Source organism: Mesorhizobium sp. M1406 (assembly GCF_040317555.1).
Taxonomy (GTDB): Bacteria; Pseudomonadota; Alphaproteobacteria; order Rhizobiales; family Rhizobiaceae; genus Mesorhizobium.
Genome location: NZ_JAMYKW010000037.1, coordinates 39,320 through 53,390 on the forward strand (window position 1 = coordinate 39,320; position 14,071 = coordinate 53,390).

Annotated in this window: 13 protein-coding genes; 7 read left to right on the forward strand and 6 right to left on the reverse strand. The window is 61.1% G+C overall.

Going from position 1 to position 14,071, the window contains the following annotated elements:
• Nucleotides 1–5: 5 nt before the first annotated feature.
• Together NKH03_RS24545 and NKH03_RS24550 are read right to left on the reverse strand one after the other, a co-directional pair.
• On the reverse strand, nucleotides 6–1,067 hold the full coding sequence (locus NKH03_RS24545; protein WP_352971091.1) for an alpha/beta fold hydrolase: 1,062 nt from the start codon (nucleotides 1,065–1,067) through the stop codon (nucleotides 6–8).
• 67 nt (nucleotides 1,068–1,134) lie between these two features.
• A complete protein-coding gene (locus NKH03_RS24550) occupies nucleotides 1,135–1,551 on the reverse strand; it encodes an organic hydroperoxide resistance protein (protein ID WP_352971093.1) in 417 nt (138 codons plus the stop codon).
• A gap of 405 nt (nucleotides 1,552–1,956) precedes the next feature.
• Here NKH03_RS24550 and NKH03_RS24555 point away from each other — a divergent pair, with 405 nt between their 5' ends.
• The 3 genes from NKH03_RS24555 to NKH03_RS24565 all read left to right on the forward strand — a co-directional run bounded on the left by NKH03_RS24555 (nucleotide 1,957) and on the right by NKH03_RS24565 (nucleotide 8,886).
• A complete protein-coding gene (locus NKH03_RS24555; protein WP_352971096.1) occupies nucleotides 1,957–4,818 on the forward strand; it encodes an ATP-binding protein in 2,862 nt (953 codons plus the stop codon).
• Between the two features lie 384 nt (nucleotides 4,819–5,202).
• Nucleotides 5,203–7,116 (forward strand): DNA ligase D, encoded by a 1,914-nt coding sequence (gene ligD, locus NKH03_RS24560; protein ID WP_352971098.1) that lies wholly within the window; start codon nucleotides 5,203–5,205, stop codon nucleotides 7,114–7,116.
• A 108-nt stretch (nucleotides 7,117–7,224) separates the two neighbouring features.
• On the forward strand, nucleotides 7,225–8,886 hold the full coding sequence (locus NKH03_RS24565) for a DNA polymerase/3'-5' exonuclease PolX (RefSeq protein WP_352971104.1): 1,662 nt from the start codon (nucleotides 7,225–7,227) through the stop codon (nucleotides 8,884–8,886).
• A gap of 166 nt (nucleotides 8,887–9,052) precedes the next feature.
• Here the strand turns inward: NKH03_RS24565 and NKH03_RS24570 are convergent, their stop codons facing one another.
• A complete protein-coding gene (locus NKH03_RS24570) occupies nucleotides 9,053–9,313 on the reverse strand; it encodes a hypothetical protein (RefSeq protein WP_352971100.1) in 261 nt (86 codons plus the stop codon).
• Between the two features lie 370 nt (nucleotides 9,314–9,683).
• Here NKH03_RS24570 and NKH03_RS24575 point away from each other — a divergent pair, with 370 nt between their 5' ends.
• The gene (locus NKH03_RS24575) at nucleotides 9,684–9,875 is read left to right on the forward strand and encodes a hypothetical protein (RefSeq protein WP_352872553.1); all 192 of its coding nucleotides are present in this window, start codon (nucleotides 9,684–9,686) and stop codon (nucleotides 9,873–9,875) included.
• A gap of 363 nt (nucleotides 9,876–10,238) precedes the next feature.
• Here NKH03_RS24575 and NKH03_RS24580 read toward each other — a convergent pair whose 3' ends face one another.
• Both NKH03_RS24580 and NKH03_RS24585 read right to left on the reverse strand, forming a co-directional pair.
• Entirely contained in the window at nucleotides 10,239–10,388 is a 150-nt protein-coding gene (locus NKH03_RS24580) for a hypothetical protein (protein WP_352872552.1), read from the reverse strand.
• A 32-nt stretch (nucleotides 10,389–10,420) separates the two neighbouring features.
• Nucleotides 10,421–10,912 carry an ATP-dependent DNA ligase gene (locus NKH03_RS24585; RefSeq protein ID WP_352872551.1) on the reverse strand — a complete coding sequence of 164 codons (492 nt, stop codon included), beginning with the start codon at nucleotides 10,910–10,912 and terminating at the stop codon, nucleotides 10,421–10,423.
• Nucleotides 10,913–11,126: 214 nt separating this feature from the next.
• On the opposite strand from NKH03_RS24585, the gene NKH03_RS24590 reads away from it, so the two are divergent.
• From NKH03_RS24590 to NKH03_RS24600, 3 genes are all read left to right on the forward strand, one after another.
• Nucleotides 11,127–11,489: a helix-turn-helix domain-containing protein gene (locus NKH03_RS24590; protein WP_352872550.1), complete on the forward strand. Its 363-nt coding sequence runs from the start codon at nucleotides 11,127–11,129 to the stop codon at nucleotides 11,487–11,489.
• Between the two features lie 470 nt (nucleotides 11,490–11,959).
• Complete coding sequence (locus NKH03_RS24595) at nucleotides 11,960–13,000, forward strand: LacI family DNA-binding transcriptional regulator (RefSeq protein ID WP_352872549.1); 1,041 nt, start codon at nucleotides 11,960–11,962, stop codon at nucleotides 12,998–13,000.
• A 38-nt stretch (nucleotides 13,001–13,038) separates the two neighbouring features.
• Complete coding sequence (locus tag NKH03_RS24600; RefSeq protein ID WP_352872548.1) at nucleotides 13,039–13,458, forward strand: GlcG/HbpS family heme-binding protein; 420 nt, start codon at nucleotides 13,039–13,041, stop codon at nucleotides 13,456–13,458.
• A gap of 40 nt (nucleotides 13,459–13,498) precedes the next feature.
• Here NKH03_RS24600 and NKH03_RS24605 read toward each other — a convergent pair.
• Nucleotides 13,499–14,071: zinc-binding dehydrogenase (locus NKH03_RS24605; protein ID WP_502913557.1), on the reverse strand; the 573-nt coding region annotated here is incomplete at its 5' end.

Here is a 14,071-nt window from a genome sequence, read left to right on the forward strand (position 1 = left end):
GGCCGTCAGAACTTGTCGACGTCCATGACCGCCTGCGCAAAGGCCTGCGGGGCCTCCTGCGGCAGGTTGTGGCCAATGCCGCCCGAGATCAGCCGATGTTCGTATTTGCCGGAGAACTTCTTGGCGTAGGTCGCTGGATTGGGATGCGGCGCGCCGTTCGCGTCGCCTTCCATGGTCACCGTCGGCACCCCGATCTCCGGAAACGCCGCCAGCTTCTTTTCCAAGGCATCATATCTGGGTTCGCCTGCCGCCAGGCCGAGCCGCCAACGATAGTTGTGGATCGAGATGGCGACGTGGTCTGGATTGTCGAATGCAGCTGCGGAGCGTTCGAAAGCGGCATCGTCGAAAGCCCATTTCGGCGAGGCAAGCTCCCAGATGAGGCGAGCGAAATCCCGGGTGTATTTCTCGTAACCTGCTCGTCCCCGTTCGGTGGCAAAGTAATATTGATACCACCATTGCAGTTCTGCCTCCGGCGGCAGCGGCGTCCGGTTCACTTCCTGACTGCCTATGAGATAGCCGCTGACGGACACCATCGCCTTGCAGCGCTCAGGCCAGAGCGCGGCAATGATGTTGGCCGTCCGCGCACCCCAGTCATAGCCGGCGACGACTGCCTTCTGGATGTCCAGCGCGTTCATCAAGGCAATGATGTCTGACGCAAGCGCCGCCTGCTGACCGTTCCTGGGCGTTACGTCCGACAGGAACCGCGTCGTACCGTAGCCGCGCAGGTACGGCACAATGACCTTGTGCCCTGCCTCTGCAAGCAGTGGCGCGACGTCGACATAGCTGTAGATGTCATAAGGCCATCCGTGCAGGAGGATGACCGGGGCGCCATCCGCGGGACCGTCCTCGGCATATCCGACGTTCAGCAAGCCCGCGTCGATCTGCTTCATCGAGGAGAAAGAGCTGCGTGGCCTTGGTGTGGGGGAAGCGGTCGTTTCCGTTCCGCCGCCCTGTGCTTGCGCAATGCCGATCGCGCCGAGTTGCGCTGCCGCGACCGTCGCGGCAGCGATGCCGAAGAGATGACGACGATGATGGTCGATTTTTTCCGGGGTCTTGAATGCGTCCATTGGTGCACCTTGTCGTGACGACATTTGCCGAGAGTGGTTGCGCCGATCGGTTAATATGATCGGCGGGCTAGATCAGGTTGATCGCGACGTCGATGTTGCCGCGCGTGGCCTTCGAGTAGGGGCAGGTCTGATGCGCTGCGTCCACGACGGCCTGGGCAATGTCGCGGTCGAGCCCGGGCAGGCTCACATTGAGCCGTGCGCCAAGGAAGAAGGCGCCGTCGGCGACGTTCAGATCCACTTCCGCGTCGATTGCGAGGCCTGCAGGCAGCATGATGCTCATCTTGCGGGCAGCGATTGCCATTGCGCCCTCGAAACAGGCCGACCAGCCGGCTGCAAACAGTTGCTCCGGATTGGTGCCGCCACCTGGGCCGCCCGGCGTGGAAAGCCTGATGTCCAGTCGGCCGTCGGAACTGCGCGACGTGCCATCCCTGCCGCCAGTGGTGCGGATCTTGGCGGTGTACAATAGCTTTTCAGATTGGGTCATGATGTCTATGTTCCTTGGAAGGGTACCTGGAAAATCGTTGGGAGATCGGGGTGTGGCTTTGCTACCGGTAAGCGCGCAAGTGCGATGAAACCTGCAGCCGAAGCAGGCTTCGCCTTGTGAGCAACGACGACACTTCAGGCATGGTCATTCTCCTGCGCCGGCCAGCAGAGGCTTCTGCTGCCTCGACACATAGAGAAAGATTGCCTGGGGCGCCCGTTATGCACTGTGATGGAGTGTTAGCGCCCGCCAGTAACCGCACCTCTTGGGGCAGGATTGCCCTGACGTCCCGCCTCGAATCGCTGGTCGACGCGACGAAATCCGCGCTTGCCGGCGGCTATGCGGTACAGGTCTTAGACCTCAGCCCGGATATTCCCAAGTCTTCAGGATGCAGCGAAGAATGATGTCATGAGATTGCCGGCCGCGCAGACGAGCGACAAGATATTGTTTGGTCCCTTTACGTTAGCGCTGGGCGAAAGGCTCCTGCTTCGGCAAGGCATGCCTGTAAACCTGGGCGCGCGCTCCTTCGATCTACTGGCAACCCTGGCTGTGCGTCCCAACGAGATCGTCAGCAAGGCGGATCTACTGGCCCATGTCTGGCCCGACGTTACCGTCGAAGAAGGCAGTCTGCGATTTCACATGGCCAATCTCAGAAAGGCGTTGGATGACGGAAAGGACGGCGCGCGCTACATCGCCACCCTGACGGGGCGAGGCTACTGCTTTGTAGCTCCTGTCTCTCGATCGGGTGGTCAAAACGGTGTACAGAGCGAGATCGCCGCCAGCTATCCGCGGGCCAATCTGCCAAGCCGCCTGATCCGGATGGTGGGCCGGACCGATGATGCCGCCGCCCTCTCAACGCAATTGGCCGGCGCGCGTTTCGTTACGATCGTCGGCGCCGGCGGTGTCGGCAAGACCACCGTTGCCGTGGCGGTGGGTCATGACCTGGTCGAAGCATTCGCGGGCGCCGTGCATTTCATCGATCTCGGGGCGCTGAGCGATCCGAGCCTGATTGCGACGACCATAGCCTCGACGCTGGGGCTTTCCCTCCCATCCGACGACCCGGCGTCCAGTCTGACAGCCTATCTGGCCGACAGTCGGATCCTCCTGATCCTCGATACTTGCGAGCATGTCATCGACGCGGCGGCGGACCTGGCGGCGCGCATCTTCGCCTCTGCGCCGCAAGTCCACCTGCTGGTAACGAGCCGGGAGCCCCTTCAGGTCGAAGGCGAGCACGTTCACAGGCTGGCGCCGCTTGCATGCGCGCCGGACGATCCGGACCTCACCGTGACCCTGGTGAACAGCTACCCGGCGACCCAGCTGTTTCTGGAACGCGCTGCAGCCAGCGGCGCTCGCCTTGAGGTTGAAGACGCGGATGCAGCCATCATTGCCGACATTTGCCGTAAGCTCGACGGTCTGCCGCTCGCGATCGAGCTGGCGGCTGCGCGGGTTGCCAGCTACGGCCTGCAAAAAACCGCCGAACTTCTCGGCGCGCGGCTAACACTATCGTGGCCGGGACAACGGACCGCGCCGCCGAGGCAGAAGACCCTCCAGGCCACCTTGGACTGGAGCTACGGGCTGTTGTCCGAGTTCGAACGCCATCTGCTTCGTCGGCTTGCGGTCTTCGTCGGCCATTTCTCGATCGATGCGGTCCTCGAGGTCGTGACAAGCGCAAACGTCGATGACGATCTCGTGTTTGGCGCCATAGACAGCCTGGTCGCCCGGTCGATGGTAGCGGTCAGGCCTGCCGGGGCAACGATGCGCTATCGCCTGCTCGACACGACCCGGGCTTACGCCCTTCGCCTCAATGCCGACAAGACTGAGCTCGCGACCCTGGCCGCACGTCACGCGACCCATTACCTGCACTGGCTGGAGCAAACGGGAGCCGAGTGGCCGAGCTTGGCAACCGCCACGCAACGGTCGCTTCACCTCGCTGGCCTGGCCAACGTGAGAGTGGCTCTGGATTGGTGTTTCGGACGCGACGGCGATACGCAATTGGGTGTCCGGCTGGCTGCGGCCGCGGCGCCGTTCTTTTTGTCGATGTCCTTGCTCACCGAATGTCATCGCTGGGCGTCGCGGGCGATGCTTGCCCTCGACGATACCACCAGCGGCGGATTGGACGAGATGCATCTTCAGGCAGCGCTCGGCGTTTCGCTGATGTTCACGCGCGGTGGAAGAGATGCGGCGCGCGTGGCTTTGGACAGAAGTCTCGCCATTGCCGATCGGCGTGGCGACGCATTCGACCAGCTTCGGATTCTAGGTCCGATGCAGATGTTCCATATGCGTACGGGAGAATTCAGAACCGCGCTGCACTATGCGGAACGCTGTTCCGTCATCGCCGAAACCCTGGAGGACCATGTCTCCACCACTTTGGCGCATTCCCTGATGGGGATTTCACTTCACCTCAGCGGAGAACTCGATCGGGCCCGGACCGCGCTCGAAACAGCATTGCGGCACGGGCCGCGTTCCAACCAAACCACGACGAATTATCTCGGCTTCGACGGCAGGATTCTCGCCGGTGCGATCCTGGCAAGGACACTCTGGCTGCAAGGCCATCCCGATCGGGCAGTGGCGCGCGCGCTGATGACGATCGGGGAAGCGGAGATTCTAGACCATCCTCTGACGCTCTCCATCGCACTTGTCTGGGCGGTTTCGCTGTTCCTGTGGGTCGGAGACACGAAGAGCGCGGAAGAACACATCGAACGGCTTTTCTCCCGGGCCGAATTTCATTCCCTCGGGCCTTATCTCGCGCTGGGGCGAGGTTTCAGAGGGGAGATTGCCACCCGTCAGGGCAATGCGAGCGACGGTGTCGAAAGTTTTCGATACTCACTCGCCGAGCTCCACGCCGCCCCCTATGAAATGCTCACCACATCGCTCAACACCTCCTTCGCTCAGGGCCTCGCCACGACGGGCCGGTCAGCGGAAGCGCTCTCCCTGATTGAGGAGACGATCAGGCAGGTCGATGCAAACGGCGATCTTTGCTATTTGCCGGAGCTGCTGCGCGTAAAAGGCAACCTTGTTCTTGCAGCTTTGCAACCTGGCGCCGCCGAAGAAGCAGAACTCTGTTATCGGCGGTCACTTCAACTTAGCGATCATCAGGGGGCACGAGCATGGGAGTTGCGAACAGCAGTCGATCTTGCTTCTCTGTGGGCCGCTCGTGGACGACACAAGGACGCTCGGGCCCTTCTCCACCCGATTTTCGAGCAATTCAGGGAGGGCCTGCAGACAGCAGATCTCCAGGCGGCCGCACGCTTGCTGGCAACGCTGAACTAGCACAGCTTGGCTGCCAAGCCGCTTTCAGCGCGACTACACTCCAGCGTGGTCGCCGGGACGTGTCTGCTTTCAGGAAGCACCAAGCTGCAACCAACGGCAGAGAATTGGGCGCAAAGTTGACAGGCCGTTTAGGGGGCAGGAACCGGAATGTCGGGCTTCTAAAGCCGATGGCAGAAGGGGCGCGCGTTCCTGCTCTTGATTATTGGCAGTGAGCAGTGCGCGCAAATCGGGAAGTTGGAAGGGCCGGAGGCAGGAAGCACAGGCCTTAAGGCCGCGGCGCTAATCAAGCGGATCGGCAATGATCGCGAAAAGCAATACGGCCTGCAGCGAAACTAAAGCATTGGTCGCGCGTTGGACGCTGATAACGCTATTTCGTGTCTGAGTATGGCTCAGGTCAGAGTGGTCAAGCCGACGTCGCGTAAGGCAATCAATGGGTCGAGCGCTAGTCAAGCGAAGTCGCCCGCTCGTGACGAGGTCACTTTAGCGCCGCCCGCTTTCCGGCCGTTGCAGCTTGCAACGCTCGTGGACACGGTCCCTGCCGGCGATCGTTGGATCCATGAGATGAAATACGACGGCTATCGTATTCTCGTTGCCGTCGGCGGTGGCGAGGCGCGAGCCTACACTCGATCTGGTCTGGACTGGTCTAGCCGGTTTCCCTCGATCCTCTCCGAGGCTCGCAAGCTGAAGGTACGCTCCGCCCTGATTGACGGCGAGGCAGTGGTTGTCGATGCGGAAGGAAGATCTAACTTCCAGGCGCTTCAGAATGCATTGAAGGGTGCCCCAACGACTATCGACTTTTATGCGTTCGATCTGCTGCAACTCGACGGCGAGGATCTGACAAGGCTTTCTCTTCTTGAGCGCAAGGCGAAGCTGGAGGCGATCTTGCCAGCGAAAAATCCGGTCCTTCGTTACTCCGACCATATCGTCGGCCGCGGAGAAGAGCTGCTCGATCGCTTCTGCGCAGCCGGTCTTGAGGGCGTCATCTCAAAGCTTGCGGATTCGAGTTATGTGGCGTCCCGGGGCGCAAGCTGGCTGAAGATCAAATGCGTCAGGCGGCAGGAATTTGTGATTGTCGGCTGGACGCCGTCGGACAAGGTCCGAGCGTTTCGGTCCTTGATCCTTGGCGTTCATGACGGCGGCAAGCTGCGTTACGCCGGCAAAGTCGGCACCGGCTTCGATACCGCTGAACTTCTTCGTCTCTTGAAGATCATGGCGCCGCTTGAGCAGAAGGCAGCGACCGTCGACGCACCACGCGCCGAAGTGCGCGGCGCACACTGGCTCCGTCCGAAGCTGGTCGCTGAGATTGCCTTCACCGAAATGACAAATGAAGGGACGTTACGACATCCGAGCTACCTTGGTCTCCGCGAAGACAAGAAGCCGGAGGCGGTCGTGCTTGAGACGGAACGTCATGCAGCCGATCTCGCCGCGTCTGCGACAACCGCCATCGCGATAAGTAACCGTGAACGCGTCATCTATCCGGAGTCCAACATCACCAAGGGACAGCTCGCCGACCATTACGCAGCGGTCGCGGCGATCATGCTTCCTTGGGTCGGCAGCCGGCCGATCAGTCTGGTTCGATGCCCACAGGGCCGCGCGAAGAAGTGTTTCTTCCAAAAACACGACGCCGGCAGCTTTGGCGACAAAGTCCACCACGTCGGCATCACGGAGAAGGATGGGCACGAGGAATCATATCTTTATATCGACGATACCGACGGACTGATGACTTGCGTCCAGATGGGAACGATTGAGCTGCATGGATGGGGGGCTCGGATCGAAGATGTCGAAAAGGCCGACCGCCTCGTGTTCGACCTCGACCCCGATGAGGGCCTCGATTTTGAGGCCGTTCGTGCAGCTGCCTTTCAGTTCCGCGCCATCCTTAAATCGCTGGGGCTTACGACTTTCCCGATGCTGACGGGAGGCAAAGGAGTGCACGTCATCGCGCCACTCACCCCTGACGCCGAGTGGCCAGAGGTGAAGGACTTCGCGTCTCGCCTGGCGCAAGCGGTTGCCCAGAGCGATCCCGCGCATTTCACAGCCGTGTTGTCAAAGGCGCGCCGCAAGGGTCGCATCTTTGTGGACTATCTACGCAATCAGCGCGGGGCGACCGCGATCATGCCCTACAGCGCAAGATCACGTCCGGGCGCTCCTGTCGCGGCACCGATCACGTGGGCGGAGATGAAGACAATAGATGCGCCCTCTCATTTCCATGTGGGCGATGCCCCTGAATTAAAGAAACGCGCAGCCTCCAAAGCTCTGGCGGGATGGGGTCGCGCTGACCAATCCTTGCCCGATCTGTAGCATCCGACACGGGAAGAGGCAGTAAAGCCAGGGTTTCAAAGGGCAACGCGGCGCTCATGGCCTTGCCTGATTGGAACCTGCGGAGATCGGCCTCGTTTGGCTGAAGCCATGGCAAAAATCGATGCGAGGACCGTCGCCAGTCTTTTGAGGGAATACGCGCAACGATCGTCCCTGCGCGACGACAATCCCTATCGCATAAAGGCTTACTTGCGCGCGGCGGACAGTCTGACGGCGCTGTCGCAGCCGCTTGATCGGATCATCGCCGCCGGCGCCCTCACCAAGATCCCGGGGATCGGCGACGCGATCGCAGACATCGTGACCAAGCTTTACCATACCGGCACGCACCCAAGCCTTGAGAAGCTGCGCGAGGATGTTCCAGCGGGCGTGATGGAGCTGTTTGCCATTCCCGGGCTTCGTCCCGATAAGATCCTCAAGCTTCACCAGGCGCTCGGCGTGAACTCGCTGGCGGAGCTCGAGGCGGCAGCAAGAGAAGACCGCATACGCCCAGTCAAAGGCCTCGGCGCCGCGCTTCAGACAAAGCTCCTGCAGAACCTGGCCATCGTACGAAGCGGCGAACCGCAACTTCACCTGCATAAGGCCGCCGCTCTTCTCGAACATGCGGTCATATCGGTGAAGCAAGAGCATCCAGAGTTTTCGCGCGTCGAAATTGCCGGTGACTTCCGGCGCGGTTGCGAGCTCGTTTCCGACTTCGCCCTGGTAGCGCAGGCCAGAAAGTCGACTGGTATCCAGGATACGACCCTCAGGCTTGTTGTCACGGACAGGAAGCACTTTGGCGCGAGCCTGCTCGAAGCAACCGGCTCGGCAGACCACCTCGAACAACTGAAGACGTTCGCCGCCGACAAGGGATTCACCCTAAACGCCGACGGGCTTCATCGCGGGAGAAAGCTGATCGCGTCAGCGACAGAAGAAGAAATCTACCAAGCTCTAGACTTGCAGTTTATCGAGCCTGAATTGCGCGAGGGCAGGGACGAGATTGAGCGAGCGGCAAAGCAGAAGCTACCCGTCCTCATTCGGGATGAAGATCTGCATGGCATCCTGCATTCTCACACGATCGCATCCGATGGTACTGAAACGCTTGAGGCAATGGCTGAAGCCACGCGCAAGCGCGGTTTCGAATACTATGGTGTCGCCGATCATTCGCAGTCAGCTCACTACGCAGGCGGCCTTTCGTTGCAGGAGATTGCTGAACAGCACCGCGAAGCTGACCGGCTGAACAAGGCATACAATGGAAAATTTCGCATACTGAAGGGCATCGAGGCGGACATCCTGGCGGATGGCTCGCTCGATTACCCGAATGATATCCTGGAGCAGTTCGATTTCGTCGTCGCGAGCGTGCACAGCCGCTTCAAGTTGCCAAAGAAACAACAGACGGAGCGTATCATTGAGGCGATCGGAAATCCTCGGACGACAATCATCGGGCACATGACCGGTCGCCAACTGTTGCGCCGGCCCGGTTATGATCTTGACGTCGACAAAGTCCTCAAAGCGTGTGCGAAACACGGCGTCGCTGTCGAAATCAACGCACATCCGTGGCGACTCGACCTCGACTGGCGCTGGCATCAAAAGGCACTCGATCAGGGCTGCATCTTCAGCATCAATCCGGATGCTCATTCGATCCGCGAGCTCGACCACATGCATTGGGGTGTCGAGATGGGGCGCAAGGGCGGAGTCCCTGCGAAGCGGGTCCTGAATGCGATGCATTTGACGGCCCTCCTTGCGCATCTCGCACGCCGCAGGCAAACGTTCTAACCTGCTTGTACGCCCGGCCTATCAGCGCCGGAGTCCGTCATTCTCAAATCTTACCAGCCGCGCAATCTGGAGTGCGAGTTCTCATCGGGGCCATAGCCAACTGAAGCTGCAGGTCCGGGCCCGCTTCTTAGCATGTTTCTTAGCGGCCTCCCTCGCGGCTCGCCGCCTATTCTCTGGCAGCGGTCGCTGCGTCCTGTTCGCGCCAGACCGTAACCAGGTCGTGGTCGAGCACATCCGCGCCTGCCGGATGTGCGGCTGCACCGAAAACAACGCCTGCGTCACGGACGGCATAGCGTGCCATTGGGTCGAGCACGATTTGTGCTCGGCCTGTGTCGCGGCCGACGAGGGCGTGCGCGGCCGGCGGTGGCTCCCTGTCGCCTGGCTTGACGAAATGAACCCGACGCTGCTCGACAGCCCCGAGGCCCATCGAGCGCGTCATCGCCGGGGCGCAAGGCGATGGCTGGGCGCTCCGCCTCCTAGCCGGCGACGAGAAGCAAGACAACGGCTGCTATCAGCTGGCCGTCGAGCCGGGCAGATCGTCGAGTTCCTATGGACTGAGGCACACGGTGACCGAACACTGACCATCGCTGAGGACCGCACATGGTCACTCGACATGCCCATCTCGGAGCCGCCTTCTTGTTCCAGCGGACGGGTTGGTACCAATTGCCGGCCGACGTCCTCGATCGGGAGCCAGGGGTTGCGCTCCCTACGATTTGTACGATCTGTACCAAGCCTTGTGGTCGATTTGAGCACTCATATAAATTCGCGATTGTCCTCATGTTGCGGGAGGCAATGCGATGGATAGTGACATACCAAACGGCAAGAGGCATCCTTGCATCGAAGTGGTCGAAGCCTGTGGCGAATGGTTCGTCCGGGTGGTCGGGGAAGACCAGGAACTAACCCGGTCATTCGAACTGGAATCGCTCGCCCTAGCCTTCGCGGAAGGGCAGCGAATACGCCTGCAGCTCGACGAGTTCGTCCGGCTGTAGGGCGTGACCGACCAGCGCATGGCGGCGGGCGATTCCGCAGACAGCTCGTCGGCTAGGCCCGGCGCCTTGTTGGCATTCCCTCTGTCAAAAGGGTGTCGGGCCGCATGGCCGGGGAGGAGTTCTCGGGCACTTTGTCCCGGCAATCTGAGACCAGATGGGCCGCGCTAATTTACCACTAGCTAAGCAGGTCAGTTGAGATCATAGTGCCGGCGCGAATGAATTGGCAGGCTACCGCCCACCCCGCCCAACTGCCTGCCACTTGCCGGCGACGCCTTCCCTAAGACGACGTCCGCCGGCTTTTCCCTGCCGTGCCCATCAGCCTGCCAAGCCGTCGGCGCGATGCTGCCGCGATGCTGCATGGCATCAAAAAATGACCTCGAGCACGCTCAAGACTTCTTCGTTGATTTCGTCGGCGGGAATCCCTTCTCTGTCGGCCGCCTTTATCGCCTCGTCTGCAAGGTCGCTGATGGCCACAGGATCGTCGGTGATGGCGTTTGGAAGATGTTCTGCCATCCATTTGTCCAGAAAGTTGACCCGGCGCGTGCTCATCGAAAGATGGCCCACCAGATCGCGAACGCAGCCGATGCAAGCAACAAGGCAGCGGCCAGCATCAATACGCCCTTGCGGTACTGTTTCGAAACCATGCCCTCGAGACCCATCTTCTCGGCCGCCTCGAAGAACTCCGCACCGCCGCCCTCGACATGCTGGCTGTATTGGATAATGCCGTCAGCCGGCTTGATCAGATCCCACAGGATCGCTTTGCGCTCGATCGCCGGCCGCGGGCGCAAATCCTCGCCCTCCTCGGGCGCGATCATCTCGCCGTCGAGGATCAGTGATTTCGCCTTGAGCTTTTCCAGCGCCGTGACGATCGGCCAATAGCGCTTGGACCAATCGTGCCCCATCTTGGTAAAAGCGCGACCGCCGGCCCAATCGAGCACCATCTGGGTGCGAAAGCCGTCATACTTGATTTTGTGGATCCAGTCGTCGCTGACCGGCGGCTTCCCATGTCCAACCTCCCGATGATGAGCAGCCGCCACTAGGCGTGCTACAAGGACGGGCGCTCATCAACCGACGATGAAGGGACAGATGTTCGCCGGCAGCCCCGTAATGAGTGACCGAGCCAAATGTTTCGCGCTTGGGACCTTTGCCGTTCAGCACAGGACTTAAGTCTCGCAATCTCACCGAAGGCATGGCTACCTCCCAACGCGATAGAGGCCATAAAACTCGGAGTTGCCGTTCCATTAGCAGTTGATGAAATTCTATCGGAACCTTCGGTCCGTCACGCTGTTCTGCGGGAAGTCAGTAGCGAGAAGGGTCGTTTTGCAAATCCTCACAGCAGAGCAGTCGCGAGCAGCACGAGCCCTCTTGAACTGGTCCCGTGTGCGACTAGGCGGCAGGTCCGATGTGAGCGCAGACACCATCCGCGAGTTTGAGAATGGCAACAGAGTTCCGCGCGCCGGCAACCTCACTCGCATGCGACGAGCATTGGAAGCCGCAGGTGTGGTCTTTACCTCTGAAGGGCCGTCGCTCGCCAATCTCTCTGAAGATGATGTCCGGCGTGATCGGCTCAACGAGGTAGGCCGCATTTGGCAGAAGCCTGTCGATCGCAACTAATTTCTCGAGTCAGTGATAGGGACAGCGGTCGCATGTCCGCATACCAGTACGCCGACCTGATCTATCGACCTTCGACGCCGCCGGGAATTTCTCGGTCGCTTCGCTGAGATCGAATTTGGATGGCAGGTGGACGAACTTCTTTCTTCTGTCTGGGTACCGCCGGGGGCGGCGCGGGCTTCGCCTGAGCGGGGATTCCGACTTGCAGCGAATAAACTCGGACCGGATCGGCGAGGTTCTTGAGTTGCACCGCACCGCGATCTGGAATTGGGAGAAGTTTCCACGAACCGGAACCAAAGGCGGACCTGACGACCTGGTTGTTGCCAGCTCTCGGTGATATCGATAACATATCGAACTCGATCCGATTCTAAGAGGTGGCTCATGAACGCGGCAGGACGCCAGATAAACCTCGTAACTGAGTGTCTGGCGCTTGCCTCGGTCAGATCGACGCGGCCGGCCGGTGGAGAGCGCTGATGGCCAAGGCAGCCTCATCGAGACCGGGCGAGAGCTACGCCCCGACGATGGTCGACGTGGCGCTGCGGGCGGGCGTGTCGACCATGACGGTCTCGCGGGCCCTGAAGGAAGGGGGTCGCGTTTCCAAGGCGACGCGGGAAAAGATCATGGTCGCGGTCAACGACCTCGGCTACGTGCTCGACCAATCGGCCGGCAGCCTTTCCTCGCGCAAGACTGGATTTGTCGCCGCGATGGTTCCGTCACTCAACAATTCCAACTTCGCCGATACGGCGCGCGGCATTACAGATGAACTGGAGAGCACGGGGCTCCAGCTTCTGCTCGGCTACACCGACTATACGGTCGAGAAGGAGGAAAAGCTAATCGAAGCGATGCTCCGTCGGCGGCCGGAAGGCATCATTCTGACTGGCGGCGCCCATACGGAGCGCGCCCGTCGGCTTCTTAAAAACGCTGGCGTCCCTGTAGTCGAAACCTGGGAGCTGCCCGCGAAGCCCATCGATCAGGTGGTCGGATTCTCCAACGAAGAGGCCATGGGCCTTCTCGTCAAGACGCTCGCCAAGAAGGGTTATCATAAATTCGGTTACATCGGTGGCACGACCTCGCGCGACACACGCGGCAGTCAGCGGCGCGAAGGCTTCATTCGAGCTATCGAAGAACTCGGCCTGCCGACCGGCCGCCTCGTTTCCTTTGGCGTGCCACCGATCTCCATCGAACAAGGCGGCCAGGCGGTTGTCAGCATGCTGGAACGCTGGCCGGACACCGAAGCAGTGCTATGCGTTTCGGATCTCTCGGCGTTTGGTGCGCTGATGGAATGCAAGCGTCGTGGAATGCGGGTCCCGCAGGACATCGCCATTGCCGGCTTTGGCGACTATGAGGTTGCCGCCTTCTGCCATCCCGGCATCACCACCGTGAACGTGGACTGCTATGGCATCGGGCGACAGGCTGCCCGCAGGCTTATCCAGATCATCCGCGGCGGCGAGAAGCAGCACCAACAGGAAATCGTCCTCACAGGCTATCGCGTCGTCGAGCGCGAAAGCACCTGAGCCCTGCATCAAAATCTGAGACGGCGAAGGCGGCTCCAATGGTGATGTTTCGAGAGACCATCAGTCTCACATATGACGGCGCCTTGAAAGCCGTCGCTGCCGGAGCCACGCGCGCCGTCACGATGGGCGTGCCGCAATGTCTTGTGGTCGTCGATGCGAGCGGTGAGACCCTCGCCAGCCTGCGTATGGACGGCGCACGTTTCTTGAGCCTGCGCACGGCGCAGGCAAAGGCGCGCACGGCGGCGTCAATCAATGCTGCCACCGGCGGCATGGCGTTCGAGGCGGCGCTCTCGGCCGCGATCGCCTCACAGGGCGGTGTGACCAATTTGCCTGGCGGCTTGCCGATCCGCTTCGGCGGACGCCTGGCGGGTGGCATCGGTGTCGGCTCGGGAACCGGCGAGCAGGATTCCGACGTGGCACGCGCCGCGCTGGCGGCGATCGGCGCCGACGTCATTTAAGGCAATCTGCCGATGCGCCTCCGGTGCAACCAAAGGATCTTCAGAACGCGATCTGGACCTTGATGGATTTGCTGCGGTCTCCAGCGATCTCGAAAGCCGCAACCGCTTGGTCGAGGGGGTAGACGCCGGTCAGCAGCGGTTTGACATCTACCCGACGGCTGTTGATCAGGTCGACGGCGAGCGCGAACTCCTCGTGAAAGCGGAAGCTCCCGCGCATCTCTATCTCCTTGGCGACGATGAGGTTTTGCGGCAGGGACACGTCGCCGCCGAGGCCGAGCTGCACCAGCACACCGCGCGGCTTCAAAACATCGAGGCCGGCCCGCACGGCGCGCTCGTTGCCGGAGGCCTCGAACATCACGTCGAAGGTACCTTTATCGACATTATAGGCGGCGAGCTTTTCGCTGTTCGTTGCGACATTGATCGCGCGGTCGGCGCCGATCTCAAGCGCCTTCGCCAGCACGCCGTCCATGACATCGGTGGCGACGATCTCGCGCGCCCCCGGGGGGGGCCCCGGGCCCAAGGAAAACGCCCCCAAAGGCCCCCCACCCCGGGCCCGCAACCCGATTGCCCCCCACCCCGCCGCCCGCGTGGTGGGCGTCCGCGGGCCCCCCCA

Bases quoted from the DNA above. Each gene is read 5' to 3' on its own strand.
- NKH03_RS24595 (WP_352872549.1), top strand. From the start codon at position 11,960: ATGGCCAAGGCAGCCTCATCGAGACCGGGCGAGAGCTACGCCCCGACG.
- NKH03_RS24570 (WP_352971100.1), bottom strand. From the start codon at position 9,313: ATGGGCCTCGGGGCTGTCGAGCAGCGTCGGGTTCATTTCGTCAAGCCA.
- NKH03_RS24545 (WP_352971091.1), bottom strand. From the start codon at position 1,067: ATGGACGCATTCAAGACCCCGGAAAAAATCGACCATCATCGTCGTCAT.
- NKH03_RS24550 (WP_352971093.1), bottom strand. From the start codon at position 1,551: ATGACCCAATCTGAAAAGCTATTGTACACCGCCAAGATCCGCACCACT.
- NKH03_RS24565 (WP_352971104.1), top strand. From the start codon at position 7,225: ATGGCAAAAATCGATGCGAGGACCGTCGCCAGTCTTTTGAGGGAATAC.
- NKH03_RS24580 (WP_352872552.1), bottom strand. From the start codon at position 10,388: ATGGCAGAACATCTTCCAAACGCCATCACCGACGATCCTGTGGCCATC.
- ligD (WP_352971098.1), top strand. From the start codon at position 5,203: ATGGCTCAGGTCAGAGTGGTCAAGCCGACGTCGCGTAAGGCAATCAAT.
- NKH03_RS24575 (WP_352872553.1), top strand. From the start codon at position 9,684: ATGGATAGTGACATACCAAACGGCAAGAGGCATCCTTGCATCGAAGTG.
- NKH03_RS24555 (WP_352971096.1), top strand. From the start codon at position 1,957: ATGAGATTGCCGGCCGCGCAGACGAGCGACAAGATATTGTTTGGTCCC.
- NKH03_RS24600 (WP_352872548.1), top strand. From the start codon at position 13,039: ATGGTGATGTTTCGAGAGACCATCAGTCTCACATATGACGGCGCCTTG.
- NKH03_RS24590 (WP_352872550.1), top strand. From the start codon at position 11,127: ATGAAATTCTATCGGAACCTTCGGTCCGTCACGCTGTTCTGCGGGAAG.